Origin of the sequence: Caproicibacterium argilliputei (assembly GCF_029211325.2) — a bacterium.
GTDB lineage: Bacteria > Bacillota > Clostridia > Oscillospirales > Acutalibacteraceae > Caproicibacterium > Caproicibacterium argilliputei.
Map to the genome: position 1 here is coordinate 852,845 of NZ_CP135996.1, position 19,902 is coordinate 872,746.

General features: G+C 52.0%; 24 protein-coding genes and 1 tRNA gene. 18 read left to right on the top strand and 7 right to left on the bottom strand.

Annotated features, from left to right (window positions below):
* Nucleotides 1-8: 8 nt before the first annotated feature.
* Genes PXC00_RS04045 through PXC00_RS04065 form a run of 5 tightly spaced genes read left to right on the top strand, consistent with a single transcriptional unit; the run spans nt 9 to nt 2,666 of the window.
* Nucleotides 9-614, top strand: coding sequence for a phage baseplate protein (locus PXC00_RS04045; RefSeq protein ID WP_275846926.1), 606 nt, complete (start codon nt 9-11; stop codon nt 612-614).
* A gap of 4 nt (nt 615-618) precedes the next feature.
* Complete coding sequence (locus PXC00_RS04050; protein ID WP_275846924.1) at nt 619-942, top strand: phage baseplate plug family protein; 324 nt, start codon at nt 619-621, stop codon at nt 940-942.
* A 4-nt stretch (nt 943-946) separates the two neighbouring features.
* Nucleotides 947-1,885 (top strand): phage protein, encoded by a 939-nt coding sequence (locus PXC00_RS04055; RefSeq protein WP_316935098.1) that lies wholly within the window; start codon nt 947-949, stop codon nt 1,883-1,885.
* A complete protein-coding gene (locus PXC00_RS04060; RefSeq protein WP_316935068.1) occupies nt 1,885-2,322 on the top strand; it encodes a hypothetical protein in 438 nt (145 codons plus the stop codon). The genes PXC00_RS04055 and PXC00_RS04060 overlap by 1 nt, the downstream gene beginning before the upstream one ends.
* Nucleotides 2,319-2,666, top strand: coding sequence for a hypothetical protein (locus PXC00_RS04065; protein WP_316935099.1), 348 nt, complete (start codon nt 2,319-2,321; stop codon nt 2,664-2,666). Before PXC00_RS04060 ends, PXC00_RS04065 begins: the two co-directional genes overlap by 4 nt.
* A gap of 28 nt (nt 2,667-2,694) precedes the next feature.
* Here PXC00_RS04065 and PXC00_RS04070 read toward each other — a convergent pair whose 3' ends face one another.
* Together PXC00_RS04070 and PXC00_RS04075 are read right to left on the bottom strand one after the other, a co-directional pair.
* Nucleotides 2,695-2,955 (bottom strand): Txe/YoeB family addiction module toxin, encoded by a 261-nt coding sequence (locus PXC00_RS04070; protein WP_275847092.1) that lies wholly within the window; start codon nt 2,953-2,955, stop codon nt 2,695-2,697.
* A complete protein-coding gene (locus PXC00_RS04075; protein WP_275847099.1) occupies nt 2,948-3,202 on the bottom strand; it encodes a type II toxin-antitoxin system Phd/YefM family antitoxin in 255 nt (84 codons plus the stop codon). The genes PXC00_RS04070 and PXC00_RS04075 overlap by 8 nt, the downstream gene beginning before the upstream one ends.
* Before the next feature lie 146 nt (nt 3,203-3,348).
* Here PXC00_RS04075 and PXC00_RS04080 point away from each other — a divergent pair, with 146 nt between their 5' ends.
* The 10 genes from PXC00_RS04080 to PXC00_RS04125 all read left to right on the top strand — a co-directional run bounded on the left by PXC00_RS04080 (nt 3,349) and on the right by PXC00_RS04125 (nt 10,998).
* Complete coding sequence (locus PXC00_RS04080) at nt 3,349-4,521, top strand: baseplate J/gp47 family protein (RefSeq protein ID WP_316935071.1); 1,173 nt, start codon at nt 3,349-3,351, stop codon at nt 4,519-4,521.
* Nucleotides 4,508-5,605, top strand: a complete 1,098-nt coding sequence (locus PXC00_RS04085; RefSeq protein ID WP_316935100.1) for a hypothetical protein — start codon at nt 4,508-4,510, stop codon at nt 5,603-5,605. The genes PXC00_RS04080 and PXC00_RS04085 overlap by 14 nt, the downstream gene beginning before the upstream one ends.
* Entirely contained in the window at nt 5,605-5,994 is a 390-nt protein-coding gene (locus tag PXC00_RS04090) for a phage tail-collar fiber domain-containing protein (protein WP_275846590.1), read from the top strand. The genes PXC00_RS04085 and PXC00_RS04090 overlap by 1 nt, the downstream gene beginning before the upstream one ends.
* Nucleotides 5,995-6,008: 14 nt before the next feature.
* Nucleotides 6,009-6,431 carry a hypothetical protein gene (locus PXC00_RS04095; RefSeq protein WP_316935101.1) on the top strand — a complete coding sequence of 141 codons (423 nt, stop codon included), beginning with the start codon at nt 6,009-6,011 and terminating at the stop codon, nt 6,429-6,431.
* Nucleotides 6,432-6,838: 407 nt separating this feature from the next.
* Nucleotides 6,839-7,420 (top strand): hypothetical protein, encoded by a 582-nt coding sequence (locus PXC00_RS04100; protein ID WP_316935102.1) that lies wholly within the window; start codon nt 6,839-6,841, stop codon nt 7,418-7,420.
* Nucleotides 7,404-8,723, top strand: coding sequence for a radical SAM peptide maturase, CXXX-repeat target family (locus PXC00_RS04105; protein ID WP_275846596.1), 1,320 nt, complete (start codon nt 7,404-7,406; stop codon nt 8,721-8,723). Before PXC00_RS04100 ends, PXC00_RS04105 begins: the two co-directional genes overlap by 17 nt.
* A gap of 5 nt (nt 8,724-8,728) precedes the next feature.
* Entirely contained in the window at nt 8,729-9,046 is a 318-nt protein-coding gene (locus PXC00_RS04110; protein ID WP_275846598.1) for a hypothetical protein, read from the top strand.
* 15 nt (nt 9,047-9,061) lie between these two features.
* On the top strand, nt 9,062-10,243 hold the full coding sequence (locus PXC00_RS04115) for a glycoside hydrolase family 25 protein (RefSeq protein WP_316935103.1): 1,182 nt from the start codon (nt 9,062-9,064) through the stop codon (nt 10,241-10,243).
* A gap of 2 nt (nt 10,244-10,245) precedes the next feature.
* Nucleotides 10,246-10,533, top strand: a complete 288-nt coding sequence (locus PXC00_RS04120; protein WP_275847164.1) for a hypothetical protein — start codon at nt 10,246-10,248, stop codon at nt 10,531-10,533.
* Nucleotides 10,534-10,548: 15 nt separating this feature from the next.
* Entirely contained in the window at nt 10,549-10,998 is a 450-nt protein-coding gene (locus PXC00_RS04125; RefSeq protein ID WP_316935074.1) for a hypothetical protein, read from the top strand.
* 268 nt (nt 10,999-11,266) lie between these two features.
* Here PXC00_RS04125 and PXC00_RS04130 read toward each other — a convergent pair.
* The 4 genes from PXC00_RS04130 to PXC00_RS04145 form a co-directional block, all read right to left on the bottom strand.
* Nucleotides 11,267-11,353, bottom strand: a tRNA-Leu gene (locus tag PXC00_RS04130).
* A gap of 118 nt (nt 11,354-11,471) precedes the next feature.
* On the bottom strand, nt 11,472-12,944 hold the full coding sequence (locus PXC00_RS04135) for a radical SAM protein (protein WP_275844300.1): 1,473 nt from the start codon (nt 12,942-12,944) through the stop codon (nt 11,472-11,474).
* A gap of 230 nt (nt 12,945-13,174) precedes the next feature.
* Entirely contained in the window at nt 13,175-13,786 is a 612-nt protein-coding gene (locus PXC00_RS04140) for a DUF1836 domain-containing protein (RefSeq protein WP_275844301.1), read from the bottom strand.
* Between the two features lie 2 nt (nt 13,787-13,788).
* Nucleotides 13,789-14,628 carry an AraC family transcriptional regulator gene (locus PXC00_RS04145; protein WP_275844302.1) on the bottom strand — a complete coding sequence of 280 codons (840 nt, stop codon included), beginning with the start codon at nt 14,626-14,628 and terminating at the stop codon, nt 13,789-13,791.
* Between the two features lie 221 nt (nt 14,629-14,849).
* Between PXC00_RS04145 and PXC00_RS04150 the strand changes: the two genes are divergently transcribed.
* The 3 genes from PXC00_RS04150 (at nt 14,850) to PXC00_RS04160 (ending at nt 18,896) form a co-directional block, all read left to right on the top strand.
* Nucleotides 14,850-15,239: an OadG family protein gene (locus PXC00_RS04150; RefSeq protein WP_275844303.1), complete on the top strand. Its 390-nt coding sequence runs from the start codon at nt 14,850-14,852 to the stop codon at nt 15,237-15,239.
* A gap of 41 nt (nt 15,240-15,280) precedes the next feature.
* Nucleotides 15,281-16,426, top strand: coding sequence for a sodium ion-translocating decarboxylase subunit beta (locus tag PXC00_RS04155; protein WP_407654325.1), 1,146 nt, complete (start codon nt 15,281-15,283; stop codon nt 16,424-16,426).
* A 154-nt stretch (nt 16,427-16,580) separates the two neighbouring features.
* Nucleotides 16,581-18,896, top strand: coding sequence for an ATP-dependent helicase (locus PXC00_RS04160; RefSeq protein ID WP_275844305.1), 2,316 nt, complete (start codon nt 16,581-16,583; stop codon nt 18,894-18,896).
* A 79-nt stretch (nt 18,897-18,975) separates the two neighbouring features.
* Here the strand turns inward: PXC00_RS04160 and PXC00_RS04165 are convergent, their stop codons facing one another.
* Entirely contained in the window at nt 18,976-19,788 is an 813-nt protein-coding gene (locus PXC00_RS04165; RefSeq protein WP_275844306.1) for a hypothetical protein, read from the bottom strand.
* Between the last annotated feature and the right edge of the window lie 114 nt (nt 19,789-19,902).

Genomic DNA, 19,902 nt, shown 5'->3' on the forward strand with positions numbered 1-19,902 from the left:
TGATGTAAATGGCAACACTGGGCGGTCTGGAAATCTGGATAGACAGCGAAGGCGAACAGGCGGAGCGTACTGCCGAAGTAACCAGTCATCCGGTGGAAAGCGGGATTGATGTATCGGATAACATTCGCCGCAGCGCTACGGTGCTGAATCTGACCGGCGAAATTGTCGGAACGGATGCTGTGGACAAGCTGCAGCGTATCGAGGCGTGGAAAAACGCGGGCACGGTGGTTGCTTACCACGGGGTTTACAGCTACAGCCGGATGTGGATTACAAAATTCAACACCGCGCAGAGCAGCAAAATTGTAGGTGGGTACAAATTCGATATCACCCTGCAGGAAGCACGGATTGCCAAAAGCGCCTATACCTCGTCATCCACACGAAAAAGCACCGGAACACAGCAGAAGAAAACCAACAGCGCCAGTCAGAAAGTGTATTATACCACCAAGGCAGGCGACACGCTTTGGGCGCTGCTACAGGCGCCGAACGCGCCGTATAAAAAGTATGGTTTCACGCCGAACGATGTCATGAAAAACAATCCAAAGGCGTTCAGCCGAAAAATGGATGCCCGCACCATGCAGAACGGCGTGAAAATCTGGATTGGAAACAGGAAGTGAGCGTATGCGGGACAGAATTGAAATTGACAAAGACCTGATACCGTATCAGTTTGACATCACACTGGCTGGTCAGCCGTTTACGGTTTCAGTGGATTACAACCGCGGGGTGGATTTGTTTACCGTGAGTCTTTATGACAGCACCGGTGCGCTGCTATGTGCCGGAGAGCCGCTGATTTATGGTTCTCCGCTGTTCCGCGATGTTTATCGTGCCGGGAAATTTCCGGTGATTGACCTTGTGCCGCTTGACGAATCCGGGCACGAAAGCGCGGTGACTTGGGACAACTTTGGGAAAACCGTATTCCTGACAATTGACGATGAGGGGGACTGATAGGATGGACAGCCAGTACATCAAAGTGGCCGCTAAAACAGCGCCTGACAAAGCAAGCCACATGATTCAGTCGTTGGAGCAGTTGAGCAAAAAAATTGCAGTAACCCCGGTGAGTATTCCACCGGGGCTTTTCCATATCAGTACGTGGATTCTCTGCGGAGCGGCTAAGGTGGAGTACCCGAATCTGGACTTCGAGTTTGAGGTGCCGTTTGACGATAACACAACTGCGAACGAAGCGACGTTTACCATTTACAATCTCAGCAAAACTACGCGCGGGCAGTTCACACTGGGGAGGGATATTTCTTTAACGGCGGGCTACGGCACAGACCGTGGTATTATTTTTTCAGGGGTCATTTCCAGTGTCCGAACAGCGCATGATGGCGTGGATGTTAAGACAACGGTTACCGCTGTGGACAACCCCAAACTGAAAGAACATGATGTGAAAAATATCTCTTTTAAAAAGGGATGCAAGGCTTCCTATATCTTGCGCTCCCTGTTGGAGAAAACAGGCCTGCCGATTGCCGCATTTAAGATCCGCCGCGACCACACTTACAAGGATGCAGTTACAGTAGATGGCGGGTTGATGTCCAGTATCGACCAGTATGCAAAAATCTGCGGTGTGTCCACCTACATTCAGCGCGGCAGCATTTATGCCATTGACGTGCGTACGGCCAATACCGGCCTGCAGTTTAACATGGATACAGACCATGGGTTGATTGGCAGCCCGGAATATTTTGAGGACGAAATCAGCGAGACGGCAGACAATCAGGAAATCAAAGAAACCCGAAAGGGGTACAAGATTACCAGTCTGCTGGAGCACCGCTGTATGACCGGCGCGCGGGTGAATCTCAAAAGCAAGGACGTGACTGGTACGTTCCATGTATTGGAGGGGCAGCACAGTTTTAACGGTACAGATTTTCTCACAGAAATGACGGTGATTTAATGCAGGAATTGAGCATTGGAAACACACAACTGGAACAGGCGCTTCTACGCCTGCACACGGCTTTTTTAGGTCGGGTGGTAAGTTTTAATGAGACCGCCGGAACGGCGTCTGTGCAGCCGCTGACGCTCTCAAAACCGATGGGCAGCGCAGCTGTCAAGCAACCACTGCTGCAAAACATTCCCGTACTTTGGAACGCACGGTACAAACTACGATACATGAATCCGCCGTACTGCAAAGCGCGGTGCAGCGAAGGCAGCATTACCGGAAATCTGACGGCAGAAAAACATATTACCATGGCACCGCTCGGCGCCGGTGACCTGGTACTGTGCGTGACCTGTGAGCGGGATATTACCGCTGCCCGGCGCGGACGTTCAGAGGTACCGGCGCTCGGGCATCATCAGCAGAAGGATTCACTGGTTGTGGGGGTGCTGGTATGAAAGGCTTTGTACTGGACGAAACCGGTGATGTAAAAATTGAACACGGCAGGATTCAGATGACGGGCGGAAATGAACTGCTCCGGCAAACCTGCCAATCCGTCTTGGGTACCAACAAAGGCGAGTGGGCCTTGAATCCGGACGAGGGCATTGACTTCCACGCCTTGCGCGGAAAGCAGGTAGATTACGAAGCAATTCGCGGTGAACTGCTGGAGGGCTTGCGGCAGGTGGACGAAAGTTTCTTACTGGATTCCTTTGAACACGAATTGACGGCAAACCGTAAATTGCGCATTCGCTTTTCGGCGACTTGCAGCAGCGGGACGGTTACAGGTGATACACGATATTAAAAAATCCCCTCCGGCAGGGAGGGGACGGCTATTCGTAATGCGTCCACATCCGCAGAATATGAACGGTTTTTTGTTCTTCCAGAACATTGTAAATCAACCGGTGCTGAATGTTGATTCTGCGGGAGTAAATGCCCTTTAGGTTGCCTACCAGTTTTTCATACGGCGGCGGATTTTGGTATGGGTTTTGTGCCAGGATTTCTACCAGCGCTTTTGCTTTTGGCAGCAGATGTGCGGCTTTCAGCTTTTCGAAGTCCTTGACTGCCTGTTTGGCTAATATGACTTTATACATCCCAGTTCAGGTCCTCCGCGTTAGTGCCCACGTCCAGCGGTTCGTTCTTTCCAGCGAGGATGCTGTCTGTCATGCCGGAAATGTTGGAAAGATACAGCGTTTCCGCGATGGCGTTCCAGTCTTCTTCGGAAAGCAGGACGGCATTGGCGGTTTTGCCGGTGATTTTCACCGGCTCGTGTGTTTCCTGTGTGCGGTTGATGAGCTGATATAAATCTTTCCGCGCATTGGTGACGTTGATGTTTTCCATATCGTCCCCTCCTTTGTAAATTTATTATAACGTACGCTTTTGCGTATGTCAAGAAGAAATTCGCAATTCCGTACGGTATAGTCTATGTGTTCCCGCCTGAAACAGTCGGGAATTTTTTCTGTCCATTTTCAGAAAGGGGTGATGCCATGGCGGCACTCACAGAAAAAGGGTTTCAGCGGCCGCTTTATGCGGATTTGTTGACGCAGCAGATTTCCAGGGCAAAGGTTCTGTTCGGGGACAATATCGAAACCGATGAAAAAACGCCGCTTGGCAAGTTTATCCGGCTGGGCGTGCAGGACCTTGCAGAAGCGTATGAGGAACTGGAAAATGTGTACAACAGCATTTTTCCGAATACCGCACGTGCGAACAGCCTGAACCGCGTGGCGGCCACGGCGGGAATCTTTCGCAACCCCGCGACAGCAGCAGAACAGCAGGTGGAGTTTACCGGCACGCCGGGTTACACAATTCCCGCCGGCTTCTTAGTTTCCGGCAACGGCGTGGAGTTTCACACAGAGGACAGCGCTTCTCTGGATGATTCGGGGAAAGCATCTGTGACTGTGTATGCCTCGGAGACTGGAAAAGCCGGCAACGTGCCGGTTGGAGCAATCACTGAGATTGTGAATCCAGATGCTGATGTGGAGAGTGTGCAGCACGTCGCGCTGATTTTGGCGGGGCAGGAGGAGGAAACCGACCCTGAACTGCGGGCACGCTACCACGCGGCGCTGCTTGGCTCCGGCAGTACCACGGCTGACGCCATTCGTGCGGCGGTGCTGCGGGTGACAGGCGTTCGCAGTTGCACCGTGATTGAGAACGCAAGTGAAGCAGCGGACGCTTCCGGCCGGCCGCCGGGCTGCTTTGAGAGTATCGTCTTTGCACCGGATTCTTTGGACGATGCAATTGCCGCGGCGATTTTTCGAGCAAAGCCGGTAGGTATTCGGGCATATGGCGCCACCGAGGTGTCTATTAAGGACGACAGCGGATATCCACAGTCCATTTGCTTTACCCATGTGTCCAATCTAGTGATTTATGCAAAAGTGTCCGTACTGACAGACGATAATTTCCCGGCAGATGGTGAGGCACAGCTGAAAGCAGCGCTCTCAACTGCTGTTGGTGAGCTTGGCAATGGTGACGACGTAATTCTGACACGGCTGTACAGCCCGATAACCGGTATCCCTGGCGTTCGGGATGTGGCGCTACTGCAGCTGTCAGCGGATGGCAACACCTATCAGACGACCAACCTGCTCTGCACGCCGACACAGGCAGCAGTGCTACCGGAAGACAATGTCACGGTGGAGGTGAAAGCCTATGCCGACGGATAAACTGGTGCGTGCCCTGCCGGATGCTTATCGCAAGGATTTTGGGGGAAATAATTACAAACTGCTTGCGCTGCACGCGGAGGCTGTAGACGCTCTGCGGGCGGATATACAGGCGGTGTTACAGGCGCAGAATCTGCAGCAGGCAATCGGAAAAACCTTGGATTTGTACGGCGCGGAAGTCGGGCAGCCACGCGGCAGCGCTGACGATACTTTGTACCGGGTGCTGATTCAGCAGAAGATGGCGCGAAACCGCGGCATCGGCACTTGGGAAAGTGTTACCGGCGGCGTCCGAAATGTTTTAAACTGCGGGGCAAGTGACTTCTATGTATACGATAACAGTTATCCGCATAAAGCCGTGCTGCGTGTGCGCAACGAGGAAGTTCTGGAGAACTGCCCACTGCCAACAGAAGAAATGAAGCGAGTGCTGAATCAACTGCTGCCCGCAGGTGTGGACTTTGTCACGGTGATTCCGTTCCCCGGCAGCAGCTTTTTTGCCGTCTGCTTTCGGCCAGTTCGTCTGCGTATCAAAAGCAAGGTAAACATCTGGCATTTGAACCCTGTGTACTTAAACGGAATGCGGCGTCTGGACGGCTCCTGGGTACTAAATCAAGAAGTGCGGGAGCATTTTCTTTTGGCACAAATGCAGGTTTCCAGCCTGCTCTCATATCATCCCGGCGTTTCGGCAAAGGTGGGGTGTCAATCACGGAATCTGCTTCTTTTAGCGCTGCGGGCGAGTAAGCTGCGCGTATACAACTGCCAGAAAATTCCTGCTTTCAGCAATCCGATTCAGAATGTCAGCCGCAGTACACAGAAAGTGCAGGCGGCGCCCGATTTTGTCTGTTCCGCATTTTCTTCGCAGAGCAGATTTTCTGCCGCGCTCACCGCGGTTCCCATGTGGCATAGTTTTTCAAAGACAGCGTTCCGGAGCACGCCGAAGGATACTGCAGTACACAGCAACCAAATTGTTTCCGTACAAACAAAAATAATTCGAAAAATTACAAACCCCATCTGGACGCTCAACGGCGCATATCACTTGAACAGTGCGCGCCGTCTGAATGCGGGACGGGTCGTTGAGGAGGTTTTATAATGGCAAGTCAAAATAATGTGCTGACCAATGCGCTGCGCACACGCATGGCGCAGTTGCTGGCAGGAAAGCTTTCTACGGTGCCAAAAGTCAAATATCTGGCAGTCGGCTCTGGCGGGCTGGATACCAGTGGAAATCCGACTGCGCCGAGCGGTGCGGAAACGGCACTGCAAAAGGAAGAGGGGCGCTATGAAGTGGAAGACCCGACCTTTCCGGTAGATACTACAGTGCGGTTTGCAGCGGTGATTCCGATGGCTGACCTTGCGGGCAAAAAGCTAAGTGAGGTCGGCTTATTTTCCGAGGATAACGTTCTTTACGCTATTCGGCATATGCTGCCGAAGCAAAAGGACAGCGACGAAGAAATGGAATTCACGCACGACCTGGAGTTTTAAAGGAGGGCTGACGAATGGCAGACAGACCCAATTATACACTGGACAGCAATCCGACTTATACAGAAGCGATTCCCACGCTGCTTAACGACGACCCTGCCAGCGCCAGTGACGTGTTCAATCCGCTGATTACAAAAATTCTGAACAATCAGAAAGCCAACCATCAGCTGGCGCAAGCGGCAAAAAGCAGTGCGGACAGTGCCGGGCAGACAGCGGGAAAGGCAATCCCACTGACGCAGAAAGGTGCGGCGAACGGTGTGCCGACACTGGACAGCGCCGGGAAGATTCCCAAGGCGCAGCTGCCGACTGTGGGCGGCTATGTGCGGCAGTCCTCATCGCCGAGCGACAGTAGCCTGCTGTGGATTGACTCCGGAAACAGTAACAAAATGAAATATTACAATGGCAGTTCGTGGGTGCCGGTGCCTGCGACATGGGGGTGATTTTATGATAACAGCGAGTCAGCTTGTCACGCTGAAAGCCAGCGTGGACAAGGAAATGAAACGCCGGTGCTATTATGGCAGCATGACTGCCTATGCCGGTAGCAGCTACGCGTTCCAGACAACGCCGGTTGCGGGGGATACCGTTAAGGCACAACAGGGCAATGCCGTGATTCAGCCGCTCAATGCGGTCAATCCTATTAGCGGGCTTCCGTCCGCAGCCGCTGGGGAGGTTGTACCGGCGACCTTTGACAATGACAAGCTCACGAAAGTAGTCAATGCCCTGTCCAATATGACGACCACAACCACTAGTCCCGGCTGTGCAGCATCCTGTTCCGGCCTGTGCCACACGCAGTGCAGCACAACGTGTTCTGGGTGCAGCGGGTGTTCGTCTTGCTCTGGGACTTGTAATGGTTGTAATGGTTGCACTGGGACTTGCAATGGTTGTACAAACTGCACTAGCTGTTCCGGATGTTCTAGCAGCTGCAACGATCAATGTGCAACTTGTATGGGATCGTGCGGAGGTGCCTGTGGCGGCTGTTCTGGCTGTTCTGGCTGTGGTAATGGATGCGGTGCATGCGGCACAGGTTGCAATTCAGGATGCAGTATGGGATGTGCCCGAGGCTGTACAAGTTGTTCTGGCGGATGTTATGGCGGTGGAATGGCCTAAATTGGAAAGGAAAACCAATATGCAATATAAGTTGAAAGTTGAAGAAAGCCTGTTAAACTATCTTGAAGCGCTCATGTATGAGTGCGGCAGAACAAAAGAAATTGTGGCTTATATGCTTGGCAACAATTTTGATACCACATCTGATTCCTTCAAACAGTGGGAAAAAGACAATCAAAAAGCATACATTGAATATTCTCACGCAAAAGAAACAATGACAAAAGAAGTCATCCCTAAGCTCTTGCCAGAAATTAAAGGAAAGCCTTTTCAGTGGGAAGTCGATTTTTATAATAAGGAAGTGGTAGTAAATGTACCACAGAATTGAGCAGTATCAAGACTATATCGCACGACTATTTCCACCAACTGCGAAAATCAAGTCAGGTAATGGCAGGGTGCTGTCGCGGACGGTTACTTTACAGGTAACTGATGCCTGTAACTTGTGCTGTACCTACTGTTATCAAACGCACAAGCAGCACCATGTGATGGATTTTAATACGGCAAAAGAATTCATTGATATGTTGCTTTCCGACCGGTACGCATACATCAACACCAAGAATTCTCCTGGCATTATCATCGAATTTATTGGCGGCGAACCGTTTCTTGCTATTGACCTGATTTCAAAAATTTCAGACTACTTTATTGAACAAGTGGTAAAGCAACATCATCCGTGGGCAACTAAATTTATGTTTTCGATTTGCTCAAACGGTACGCTATATTTTGACCCACGTGTTCAGGGATACATAAAGAAGCACCTTAATCATCTCTCTTTTTCGATTTCTGTTGATGGATGTAAGGAACTGCATGATGCCTGTCGGGTATTTCCGGATGGTTCAGGTAGCTATGATATGGCAATCAAAGCTGTAAATCATTTTCGCTCTCATTTTCACGGAGAGATGGGCAGCAAAATGACACTTGCCCCCGCAAATATCAAGTACACAGCGATGGCCGCCGAAAATCTTGTCAATTTAGGTTATTCTCAAATCTTTTTGAATTGCGTTTTTGAAAAAGGCTGGACAGCAGAACACGCCAAAATCCTATATCAGCAACTAAAAAAGCTTGCTGATTTTTTATTGGGCAATAATCTTGAAAATGATATTTACCTGTCAATTTTCGAAGAGAACTTAGGACACAAAATGGCTGAAACTGACAACGACAACTGGTGCGGTGGCACTGGCTGTATGATTGCGGCAGACTATAAGGGCGATATTTTTCCATGTTTACGCTACATGGAGAGTAGCTTGGGCAATGCACAACCGCCAATGGTTATTGGGACTGTTCAGGATGGCATCATGGCAACGCAAAAGCAGAAGGACTGTGTAAATTGTTTGCGGTGCATTACCCGCCGCAGCCAGAGTACAGAAGATTGTTTTAATTGCCCAATCGGGCAGGGGTGCGCATGGTGCAGTGCTTACAATTATCAGGAGTTCGGTACAGCAAACCACAGGGCAACGTACATTTGCGAGATGCACAAAGCCCGTGTGCTGGCAAATGTGTACTTCTGGAACAAAAAATATCAAAAGCACAAAGAAAACAAGGTATTTCGCAACAACGTACCTGAAACATGGGCGCTGCGGATTATCGATAAAAATGAGCTTGATATGCTCAATATACTTGCAAAGGAGAACTGATTATTATGGCGGAAATCAAGTATGTGAAGTTTGCAGATGCAACAGTTATCGAGGCGACTCAGGTGTCTGAAAGTATGCAGCAGGACAGCAGTGGAAGAAAAATGGAGGTACTGCTTATTCAAATCGACACTGACAGCATTGAAAACAAGGTTAATGAATTGGTAGCAGAAATCACAGCTGCTGGTCTTGCGGATGTCAACATTTTTGCTGACAAGGAGTGCACAAATAAAATCTTTGTTGGTGGTGCTTACAAATCTGTCCTCAGCATTACGGCAACAGTGCGCGCCTGCGGGCTGCTGTACAGTGTATCGCTGTCTAAGTAAGGGAGGGGTGAGAATATGAGTTATAAAGGCATTGATGTCAGTTACTGCAATGGTAAGGTGGACTGGCTGAAAGCTAAATCTGCCGGCCTGCAGTTTGCTATCCTCCAACTGGGGTATGGCAGCGACTGCGCATCACAGGATGATGCGCAGTTTGCGCGTAATGTAAGTGAGTGTGAGCGCCTTGGGATTCCCTGGGGCGCTTATTTATATAGTTACGCACAAACGGTGGCAGGAGCGCAGAGCGAGCTGCAGCATATGCTACGGCTGCTGCGCGGACACCATCCGCAGTACCCGGTGTTTATCGACATGGAGGACGCAGACGGATACAAGGCAAAGCACGGCGGCATCCCAGACAGAGCAACCAATACAGCAATCATCAAAGCTGTGTGCAGCGGTCTGCAGCAGGCCGGGTACAAGGCAGGATATTACGTCAATAAGGATTGGTACGACAACCGCATTGACGCGGCGCAACTGTCAGCGTATGAATTTTGGTATGCACGGCCGGGTGTGTCTGCACCGGACAAGTATTGTGATATTTGGCAATCGGAGTTTGGTGAGGACTCCGGTAAATGGCCGGGAGCAAATATCCCGGGCAAGGGTTGCGACACGAACGTGTGCTATACCAATTATGGTGTAAACAGCAATGGCACACCCGCTGTCCGGACGCTGCCAGCACTTGCACCGACCGGGGCAGCATTTGTCAGTGACACCACTACCACCGTATCGCTAAAACACGGGCAATCCTACACGGTCAAAGTAACCTGTCCGGTCGGTCGGCCTTCGCTGGCTGCCGGCACCGGCGGCACGGTAGACATTACTTACCAGAGTTGCAACGGCAGCAGCTATTACTACAAGCTGACCGCGATCGGCAAGGTAGGCACGGAAACCGGCATCTACATTAACGGTCACAAGCCATCTACTATGGTGGTGCGAATTGTTACCGCCTGCAGCAGCGATACGACTGTTAACCTGTCCCGCAAGGTGGGGGAGTGCTACACGGTCGGGCTTACCTGCTCCACAAAGCCAACCGTCACGGCTGGCACCGGTGGTATTGTAACGATTGCAGGTGTGTACCCCAATGGCAACGGCAAGTGGCTGTGTCCGATTGTGGCAGTTCGGTCGGGTGTCACTGGAATCTATACGGAAATTAAAGAAGAGGGAAGTCCGGTGAAACGATTCGAGTTCAAGGTGGTGTAATTGTGGATCATGATGATATTGCTGTGCAGGCATGGGAAAGCTCGAAATCCGCCCACCACAGGATTGATGAATTGGAAGCGGAAGTTAAGGATATTCGCGGATTGACTGCTGCGATGGCAACCGTGAATACAAAAGTGGATGGGCTGGAATCGGACGTGCGGGAAATCAAAACGGATGTAAAAAGTATATCGGCTCGTCCGGTGCAATGGTGGGATAAACTCATTGCCGGAATCATTGGAGCAATAGGGACAGGCGTTGCAGCGGCAATCCTGTCGCTGCTATTTAAATAATTGGAGGTACATATTATGGATTTGACTATGGTGATTATCGTGTTTGGTGTGGGCTTTGCAATTACCGCCTGCGGTTGGATGGTGACGCTGCTGCGGTCTAAGGGCGTCAACGTCCAAAGCGGCGTGGATACCGCGCAACGAGTGCTGGACGTTGCCGATACCGTGACAGACGCTGCGGCTGCAATCGTGCCCAGCCCGGTGACATCCGCGCTGCAAAAGATTGTGGATGCGGCTAAAGTTGGTGTCAACAGCGCCGAACAGCTTTACCTGAACGGCAGCATTACGGCAGATCAGCGCAAGGCCGAAGCTGAAAAGGTGCTTAAAACGGCTCTCGGTTTGGACGGCGTTGCCTATGAAGGTGATGTGGCAAGTCTTGGCGACTCGGCAATTGAAGCCGCGGTCAAGGCGCTGCCGAAGACTGGCGCAAAAGAGGCCGTTGTGGGTACTGCAAAAGCGACCGCATAAATTACATACAGACACAGCAATGCCCCGGCTTACCATTACGGTAGGTCGGGGCATTTTTGCGTCATATCATAAATTATAATGGCGCGCGACCAGCAGGAAATGTATCTGCTGCTGGAACGGATACTTGATGAAGTGAAGAAAGAATAAATTTATGCCCTCAGCAGGCAGCCATGCGGGCCGTCTACTGAGGGCATTTTTAATTAATACAGACTTGGAGCAAAAATGTGATTCCGAAGCCATTTTCAAGTGAAAATAATTTCGGATAATGTGGTGCCGCTGACCGGGGTTGAACCGGTACGATGCTGCCATCGAGGGATTTTAAGTCCCTTGCGTCTGCCAATTCCGCCACAGCGGCAGAGAACAGCAATTATTATAGCATACATCATCGGCGAAATCAACCATTCCGCAGCAGAAACGAGAATTTATCAGCAACGCAAAAACGCATGAATGCCGCAGTTTCTTAAAAGGAAGCGTCAGGCGTGCTGCTTCTTTTGTGCTTGCTCGAACTTGACCATTTCTTCAAAGGAAATGCGCTCGTCTTCCGGCACCAGATTTTCCGGCAGAATGGTGTCGTCACAGTTCAGGCAGTGGCGGCCGTTGGCACCGCTGCTTTTCCACAGGCGCTCGGCAACCGGTGCCCAGCGCTGGGCGATTTTTTCACATTTTGCGCAGTATTCATGCGGGCTTTCCTGATCAACCAGATCGGTGCCGTGCGCATTCGTTTTGCTGACCATTTCCTCCAGTTTGTACGGATTATCCAGCACCGGGCACGGCCGCAGCATATTCGTATTGAATGGCTGGTTCAAATGGTACTGCATAAACAAAGGAGAGCGGTAAGCTTCCAGCAGGGTCTTTTCCCGAATGTTGGCATCCGAATAGTGGATAAATACGCAAGGCTCGATGTCGCCGTTTGCGTTGATGTGCAGATAGGAGCGTCCGCCTGCAATGCAGCCGTAAACGTACTCCGCATCGTTCCAGAAGTCCATGGTAAACAGCGCCTTGCTGTTGCGGAAATCCCGAATCCGATAATACATCATTTCACGCTGCTCGGCGGTCGCCATCAAGTCTGTCGGCGCGTTTTTGCCAATGGGCATATAGGTAAAGAACCAAGTAAAGATGGCGCCCTGGTCAACCATCCAGTCAAAGAATTCCTCACTGCCGATGGAATCCACATTTTGACTGGTGTAGCAGCAGGAAATGCCATAAGGCAGCTGATGGGCGTTTAAAATATCAATGGCTTTGCAGATTTTCTGGAAAGTTCCCTTGCCACGGCGGGCATCGGTTGCTTCTTCAAAGCCTTCAACGCTGATGGCGGGCACAAAGTTGCCGACACGCTGCAGGTCTTCTGCAAACTTGTCATCGATGAGCGTAGAGTTTGTAAAGCACAGGAAAATGCAGTCGGAGTGCTTTTCACAGAGTTTTATCAGGTCATCTTTGCGCACCAGCGGTTCGCCGCCGGTGTAAATGTACATATAGGTACCCATCTTCACGCCTTGGTTGATGATGTCGTCGATTTCGTCAAACGTGAGGTTCAGCTGGTGGCCGTAGTCTGCCGCCCAGCAGCCGGTACAGTGCAGGTTGCAGGCACTGGTCGGGTCCAACAGAATGGCCCACGGCACGTTGCAGCCGTACTTTTTCCGGTACTCCATCTGCTTTTTGCCGCCGATAAAGGTGGAGTTTAAGAAAAAGTTTGTGAAGAAGGTTTCCAGTACGTGCGGATTGATGTTTTTTACCACACGGTAAATCAAATGGTTCCAGTTGCTTGCCGGGTCATCAATGGCTTGATGGAAGGAGTAGCGAGCCGCCGCAAAGGTGTTGTCTTTGTCCGCTTTGTCAATCATGTCCATAAGTTTCGGTAGATTCTTTTCAGGATCCTTGCGAAGGTAGCCGATGGCCGTTTTGATGCCGAATTTTTCAAGTTTTTCTTTTAAACCGCTCTCTGCCATATATGATTCCTCCAGTATGCTTTGCTTGCGCGCATTTCATAGCTTCTGCTAACCTGTATGTGCGTACAAGAAAATCTTAGAAAGAATTTTTAAATTTGTCCTTAGACAACAATGCTTTTTTGTAAGAAAACATGACAGAACTGAAAAATTGTAATAAATGGCAGGCACCCTGTTGCATCAAAAAGCAGCCGGGCAGTTGCTGCCGGCTGCTGCGGGATTTTGCACAGCGGTCAGGACTCTGCCGCTGTGTTTTCCTTGGTGTCTGTTTCCTCTTTGGCGCACTTGGCTTGTTCCTCTTTCTGTTGCTCATGTACCTGCAGGGCACTCAGAATTCGCTCGGATGCTGTGCGGCGGGCGCCGGCTTCCACAGAAAGCTGCAGGGCAAGCTGCACCAGCGCCTCCTGCCCATCCGCGGCGGCGGTATCAATGCGACCGCAAACATCCTGCAGCGCTTTTTCCTGCGCGGTGCAGAAGGCATCGTACAGCGTGTGCATATCGCCACGCTGCTCCAGCTGGTCGAGCAGAATGTGAATGTCGGGAATGGAGAGCACCTGCTTGAGCAGGCACAGGATAGTCAGCTGTACCAGATGGTCGCGGCTGTATTTTTTCTTTTCCGGGCGCGGCAGCACGCCGTCTTTGACGTAATTGTTAACCATGCTGGAGGTGAGCAGCGGATTGTTCCGCTGCTCAAACAGGTGCAGCTGTGTTTCCATAAACGTGAGGATTTGATCCATATAAAGGTAAATTTCCGGAAAACGATCCCACGGTGTCAGCTGTCCGTCTGTGACCTGGCGGGTCCACTCGGTTAGTTCCCTGTGCAGAGGCTGCTCGTCTTTTTCCATCTTTATAACCCTTCCTTTGCAGATTCACTGCAGAACTTGCTGGGCGGCATACCCATGTATTTTTTAAATACGCGCGAAAAGTAGAGTTGGTCGGCAAAGCCGGCAGAGTAGGCGGCTTCGCCGACGGTCAGCCCGCCTTCCTTCAGAAAAGCCGCCGCCTTGTTAATGCGGTAGCGTGTGAGGTATTCGTTCGGCGGCATACTGATATATGTCATAAAAAGTCGGTACAGGTGGCTGCGGGAAACACCGGCACTTTGCGCGATTTTTTCGATGTCAATGCTGCCGGCGTAATTTCGGTCAATGAAGCGAATGGCTTTCTGCACATAGCCGTAGCTGCTGTCACTGCTGGCCATGTGCGTGCCGAAGGTGTCCATCAGCTCCGCCAGAAAGCGGAGCAGACCGCTTTCCATGCGCGCTTCCGCACTGCGCGAGCTGCCAGAAACCGCGATAATGTCTGCCAGCAGCAGGTGGAAGCGGTTGTCTGACGGGCAGTGAAAGGCAGGCTCCATGTCCAGCAGACCGGTCTGACGCAGCAGGTGCTTGGCGTCGCTGCCGTTAAAGCCGACCCAGTCATACTCCCAAGGAAAATTGCGGTCTGCCTGGTAACTGACAATGCGGTTCGGCTGAATCAGAAAGGCATCGCCCGCCTTTAGCTCCCACTGCTGTCCGGCAGTGGAAAAGCAGCCCTTTCCGCGCACAATGTAGTGAATCAAATAGTGGTCGCGCACCGCCGGCCCCCAGGAATGACCTGAGCGGCAGCGCTGCAGCCCGCAGCTGTAAACTGCCAGCCCGAGGTTGTAGCTTTCTCCTTTGTAAGAACGACGAAAACCATCATCTGTCATATTCATCACCACTTACACTCGTATTGTAAAGCTTATTATAACGCTTTTTATATTGGGTTTCAACCGAAAAATGCGGTCAGAAAAGGTGCTGGCACCAAAACAAATAAAAATAGTTTGAAATCCGGCGAAAAATCAGCTATAATAAGAATGCCGTTCTTTGCATTTGCGTTTTGTGCGGCAGGCGGCGCTTTTTCGCACATTACAGTCAGGAGGAATCATTTATGGAAGGACTGAGTACGGGCCAGATTGCGCTGATTGTTTTGACGGCAGGGCTGGTCATCGTTTTTGCAGTGCTGATCTGCCTGATTCTAATTATCAGGCTGTATGGCAGTGTGATTCAGTCGGCGCAAAAGGGCAGGCGGAAGAAAGAAGAGCCGGCCGCCCCGCAGCCGAACGCTGCCTTGCCGCTGGAGGAGCCACAGCCTGCACTTTCTGTGCAGCCCGCGGCACAGGGGGAGATTTCGCCTGAAATCATTGCCGCTATCAGTGCGGCGGTTTATGCGCTGTACGGTACGGAAACGCCAATCCTCTCTGTACGGCGCTGCCGGCGCACCGGCGTTCGCTCCGTTTGGGGACAGGCCGGCGTGCTGCGCGGCACGCATCCGTTTTAAGCCGCAGGCGCTGCCTGCATTGACTTTACGAGAGAGGCGGTATCAACGTGTTTCAGGAATTTCTCAATGCGTTTTCCGGCATTTTACAAAGTTCCGGTTTTGCTACGAATGACTGGCGTAACTATGTGATGATCGGAATTGCCTGTGTTCTGCTGTACCTCGCCATCAAAAGGCAGTTTGAGCCACTGCTCCTGCTGCCAATCGCTTTTGGTATGCTTTTGGTAAATGTTTTTCCGGGCATTATGGCAGACCCCACGGCAAACGCCAACGGCGGTTTGTTTTATTATTTATACCGCGGCGTGAAGCTCGGCATCTATCCACCGCTGATTTTCCTCGGCGTGGGGGCGATGACGGACTTTGGCCCGCTGATTGCGCGCCCCTCCAGCCTTTTGCTGGGCGCGGCGGCGCAGCTTGGTATTTTTTTGACATTCATCGGTGCGCTTGCGTTGGGCTTTGACCCGAAGGCGGCTGGCGCAATCGGTATTATCGGCGGCGCGGACGGCCCGACGGCCATTTATGTGACCAGCAAGCTTTCTCCGCAGCTGCTGGGGCCGATTGCGGTCGCGGCGTACTCTTACATGGCGCTGGTTCCGGTGATTCAGCCGCCGATTATGAAAGCACTGACCACAAAAGAAGAGCGTTCCATTGTAATGGAACAGCTGAGGCCGGTTTCCAAATTGGAAAAGATTTTGTTTCCCGTTATCATTACCGTGTTGATTTCGCTGCTGCTGCCGGACGCGGCGCCGCTGGTCGGTATGCTGATGCTTGGCAATCTGATGCGCGAAAGCGGTGTGGTTTCCCGGCTGTCCAACACCGCGCAGAACGAACTGATGAATATCATCACCATTTTTCTGGGGGTTACAGTCGGCGCAACGGCAACCGGGACGGTCTTTCTAAGTGTACAGACGCTGAAGATCATTGTGATGGGTCTTTTGGCGTTCTGCGTTGGCACTGCAGGCGGGGTGCTATTCGGTAAGCTGATGTGTAAGGCCACACATGGGAAGGTCAACCCTCTGATTGGTTCCGCAGGTGTTTCGGCTGTGCCCATGGCGGCGCGCGTTTCCCAGAAAGTTGGACAGGAAGCAAATCCGGGCAACTTCCTGCTGATGCACGCAATGGGGCCCAATGTGGCCGGCGTCATCGGCTCCGCGGTTGCGGCCGGTGTCCTTTTAAGTATTCTCGGATAATGATGTCGATTCCCATTCTGCAGACGCTCGCACACAGTTTTCGGTGCGGGCGTTTGCAGTAAGTTGTTTTAAAATTTTATGTTAGCTGGTGAGATTATTGAGTGAATCCGCACTGCAAATAAGACAGCGGGTCCTGGAAAAGGAGTTTTCCCGCATGAACGAACGGCAGCGGGAAGCCGTTTTTTCTGTAAACGGCCCTCTGCTGGTACTGGCAGGTGCAGGCAGTGGAAAAACGACCGTTCTGGTAAACCGAATTGCCAATATCATCCGATATGGCAGCGCGTATACAGACGGAACGGCAGAATTAAACAATACAGATATGCAGGCTGCGCAGGCATTTCTGGAGGGCGGCGCACCGCTGCCGGACAGTGTCCAGCAGCACATGGCAGTGACCCCCTGCGCGCCGTGGCAGATTTTAGCCATTACATTTACCAACAAAGCCGCCGGAGAGCTGAAGCAGCGGCTGGTCAATCTGCTGGGTAACAGCGGCAATGATGTTTGGGCCAGCACCTTCCACTCCACCTGCGCACGGATGCTGCGCAAGTACGGCGACCGCCTGGGGTACAGCACGCACTTTACAATTTATGACACAGATGATTCCAAGCGGCTGATGAAGGGCTGCCTGAAAGAACTGGACGTTGATGAGAAATTTCTTGCCTGCAGGGCAGTACTCAGCGAGATTTCGCACGCAAAGGATTCGCTGACGGATGCCAAGGCATACGCACAGGCTGCCGGAACCGACAACCGCCTGGTTACGATTGCAAAGGCTTACCAAATGTATCAGCAGCGCCTGATGGAAGCGGACGCGATGGACTTTGACGACCTGATTTTCAACACGGTGCGCCTGCTGGAGCAGAACAGCGACGTGCTGGCATATTACCAGCGGAAATTTCGGTATATCATGGTGGACGAATATCAGGATACCAACCACGCGCAGTATGTGCTGGTGAAACTGCTGGCGCAGAAAAGTCAAAACCTCTGTGTGGTCGGCGATGATGACCAGAGTATCTACAAGTTCCGCGGCGCAACCATTGAAAATATTATGAGCTTTGAAAAAACATTCCCCCATGCCAAGGTCATTCGGTTGGAGCAGAATTACCGCTCGACCAAAACCATTTTGGATGCTGCCAATGCGGTGATTTCCAACAACACGGAGCGAAAGGGCAAAACCTTGTGGACACAGAATCCGCAGGGAGAGAAAATCCAGACGCATACGGCGCTCAACGAGCAGGACGAGGCCGACTTTATCGGTAAGCAGATTCTGGAGGGCGTCGGAAAAGGGCGGAAGTTCAGCGATTATGCGATTCTTTACCGGATGAACACACAGTCCAGTGCTCTGGAAAAGAATTTCGTAAAGTCCGGCATCCCATACCGCATCATCGGCGGCCTGCGCTTCTATGAGCGCAAGGAGATCCGTGACCTGATTGCGTATCTGAGTGTTATCAACAACCCGAGTGATGAAGTGCGCTTGCGCCGCATTATCAACCAGCCAAAGCGCAGCATCGGCGACAAAACGCTGGCGGTTGCGTCTGAAATTGCCGGGCAGATTGGTGAAAGCGTGTTTTATGTGATTGCCCATGCGGATGAGTTTGAGCCGCTTAAACGCACAGCGCCAAAATTGCTGCAGTTTGCGGAAATTATGCAGGGCTTTATGGAAATCAATGAAAATGAAGACCGCAGCGTCAAGGAACTGTATGATGAAATCCTCTCTAAAACCGGCTATATTGCTAGCCTCGGCAACGCGCAGAGTGATGAAGTGAAAGACCGTGTCGCCAACCTGACGCAGCTGGGCACCAACATTCAGCAGTACGAGGAAGAAAACGATGAGGCGGCCAGTCTGGACGGCTTCCTGGAGGAAGTGGCGCTGATGACCGATATCGACAATTACGACGGTGACGCGGACACGGTTGTGATGATGACCATGCACTCCGCAAAGGGACTGGAATTTCCGGTTGTGTTCCTGCCGGGCTTTGAAGACGGCATTTTTCCGGGTGTGCAGGCAATTTATGATCCGGTGCAGATTGAGGAAGAGCGTCGCCTTGCGTACGTGGCAATCACCCGTGCGCGTGAGGAACTGTGTGTGACAAATGCACAGAGCCGCACACTGTTTGGCTCGACCAACCGCAACCGCCCCAGTCGCTTTTTAGAAGAGATTCCGGAGGAACTGACGGAGCACACCGCGGCGCGCAGCTGGAAGCAGCCGAAGCCCGGCGTGGCACTTCCGGTTTCCGCCAAGGAAGTGCGCGCGGCCGCCATGGAGTCTGCGCTGCATTTTGGGGCGCCGGAATCTGTGCAGGCACAGAAGGCCCCCAACTTTAAACCCGGCGATGCCGTCTTGCATCGTGCATTCGGCAAGGGCATGGTGTTGTCGGCAACGCCGATGGGAAATGATACGCTGCTGGAAATTGCCTTTGACAGCAAGGGTACCAAAAAAATTATGGCGAACTTCGCGCATTTGAAGCGCGCCTGACCATACAAACGCGGCTTGTCCCTCAGTGCCGCAGCAAAAACGGCAGATGCTTTTTCGGCGGGCATCTGCCGTTTCTGTTTTACTCGGCGCTTTCCTGTGACTGACTGCAGCCACAGCCGCACCCGCCTGCGTCACTCACCTTGGGCGGGAAGAAAGAATCGGTGGGGAAGTCAATACGCTTAAACATCTCGCAGGGATTGTCGCTGACCGGCGTGCACTCTTTGGTGGGGACACAGAAGTCATATGCAGGAATCAGCATCTGTACATTGCGCACAATCTGCACAATGGAGAACAGGCCGATGGTCACATAGACACTGCGGCTGCACTCAAAGTCGAAGTCGCCGCCGAAACGCTCGCAGATATCGTCCGGAATCTTAAAGCTCGGGCAGCAGCCGGGGCGGGTGTCGCAGATGCGTGCGGAAAGCCCTACCGGCTGCGCCACCTGACACACGGCTTTTGGTGTAACACGGCTACCGCTGCCGGACTCGGTGGGGTCGCAGCTGCCGTCACTGGTAAAGACCTTGACGTTGCCGTCGCTGCCGTACAGAATTGCTTTTTTGGTGAACAGCGCAATGCCGTCCACCACAATCGGGCAGGAAGCGGGGGCTGTGTAAACATCCAGAGACACGTCAAACACAAAGGTCATATCAATGGAGTAAAAACCTTTGTTAAAGGGCACCGGCTCCATATTCAGGTAAACAGTGAGCACTTCTACATCCCGCAGGCGAACACTGACCGCGCGCTCGATAACCGGGCGCTTTGCTTGGGTAAAGCACACCTGCAGATCCTCCAGACAATCTTTGGCACTGCAGGAGTCGTAAACCCGCTGCGCGTCGATGCAGACCGCTTCTTTAAAGCGGCCGGAACGCATCGTATCGTTCATTTCATCCATATGGTAATCCTCCTATCAGGCAAAATGTTTCTTGCTTAGTACCATCTTATGGCGAAGAAAGAAAAACGTTACGGGACTGCCGCGTATTTCGCGTTCCGCCCGACTGCGGATAAT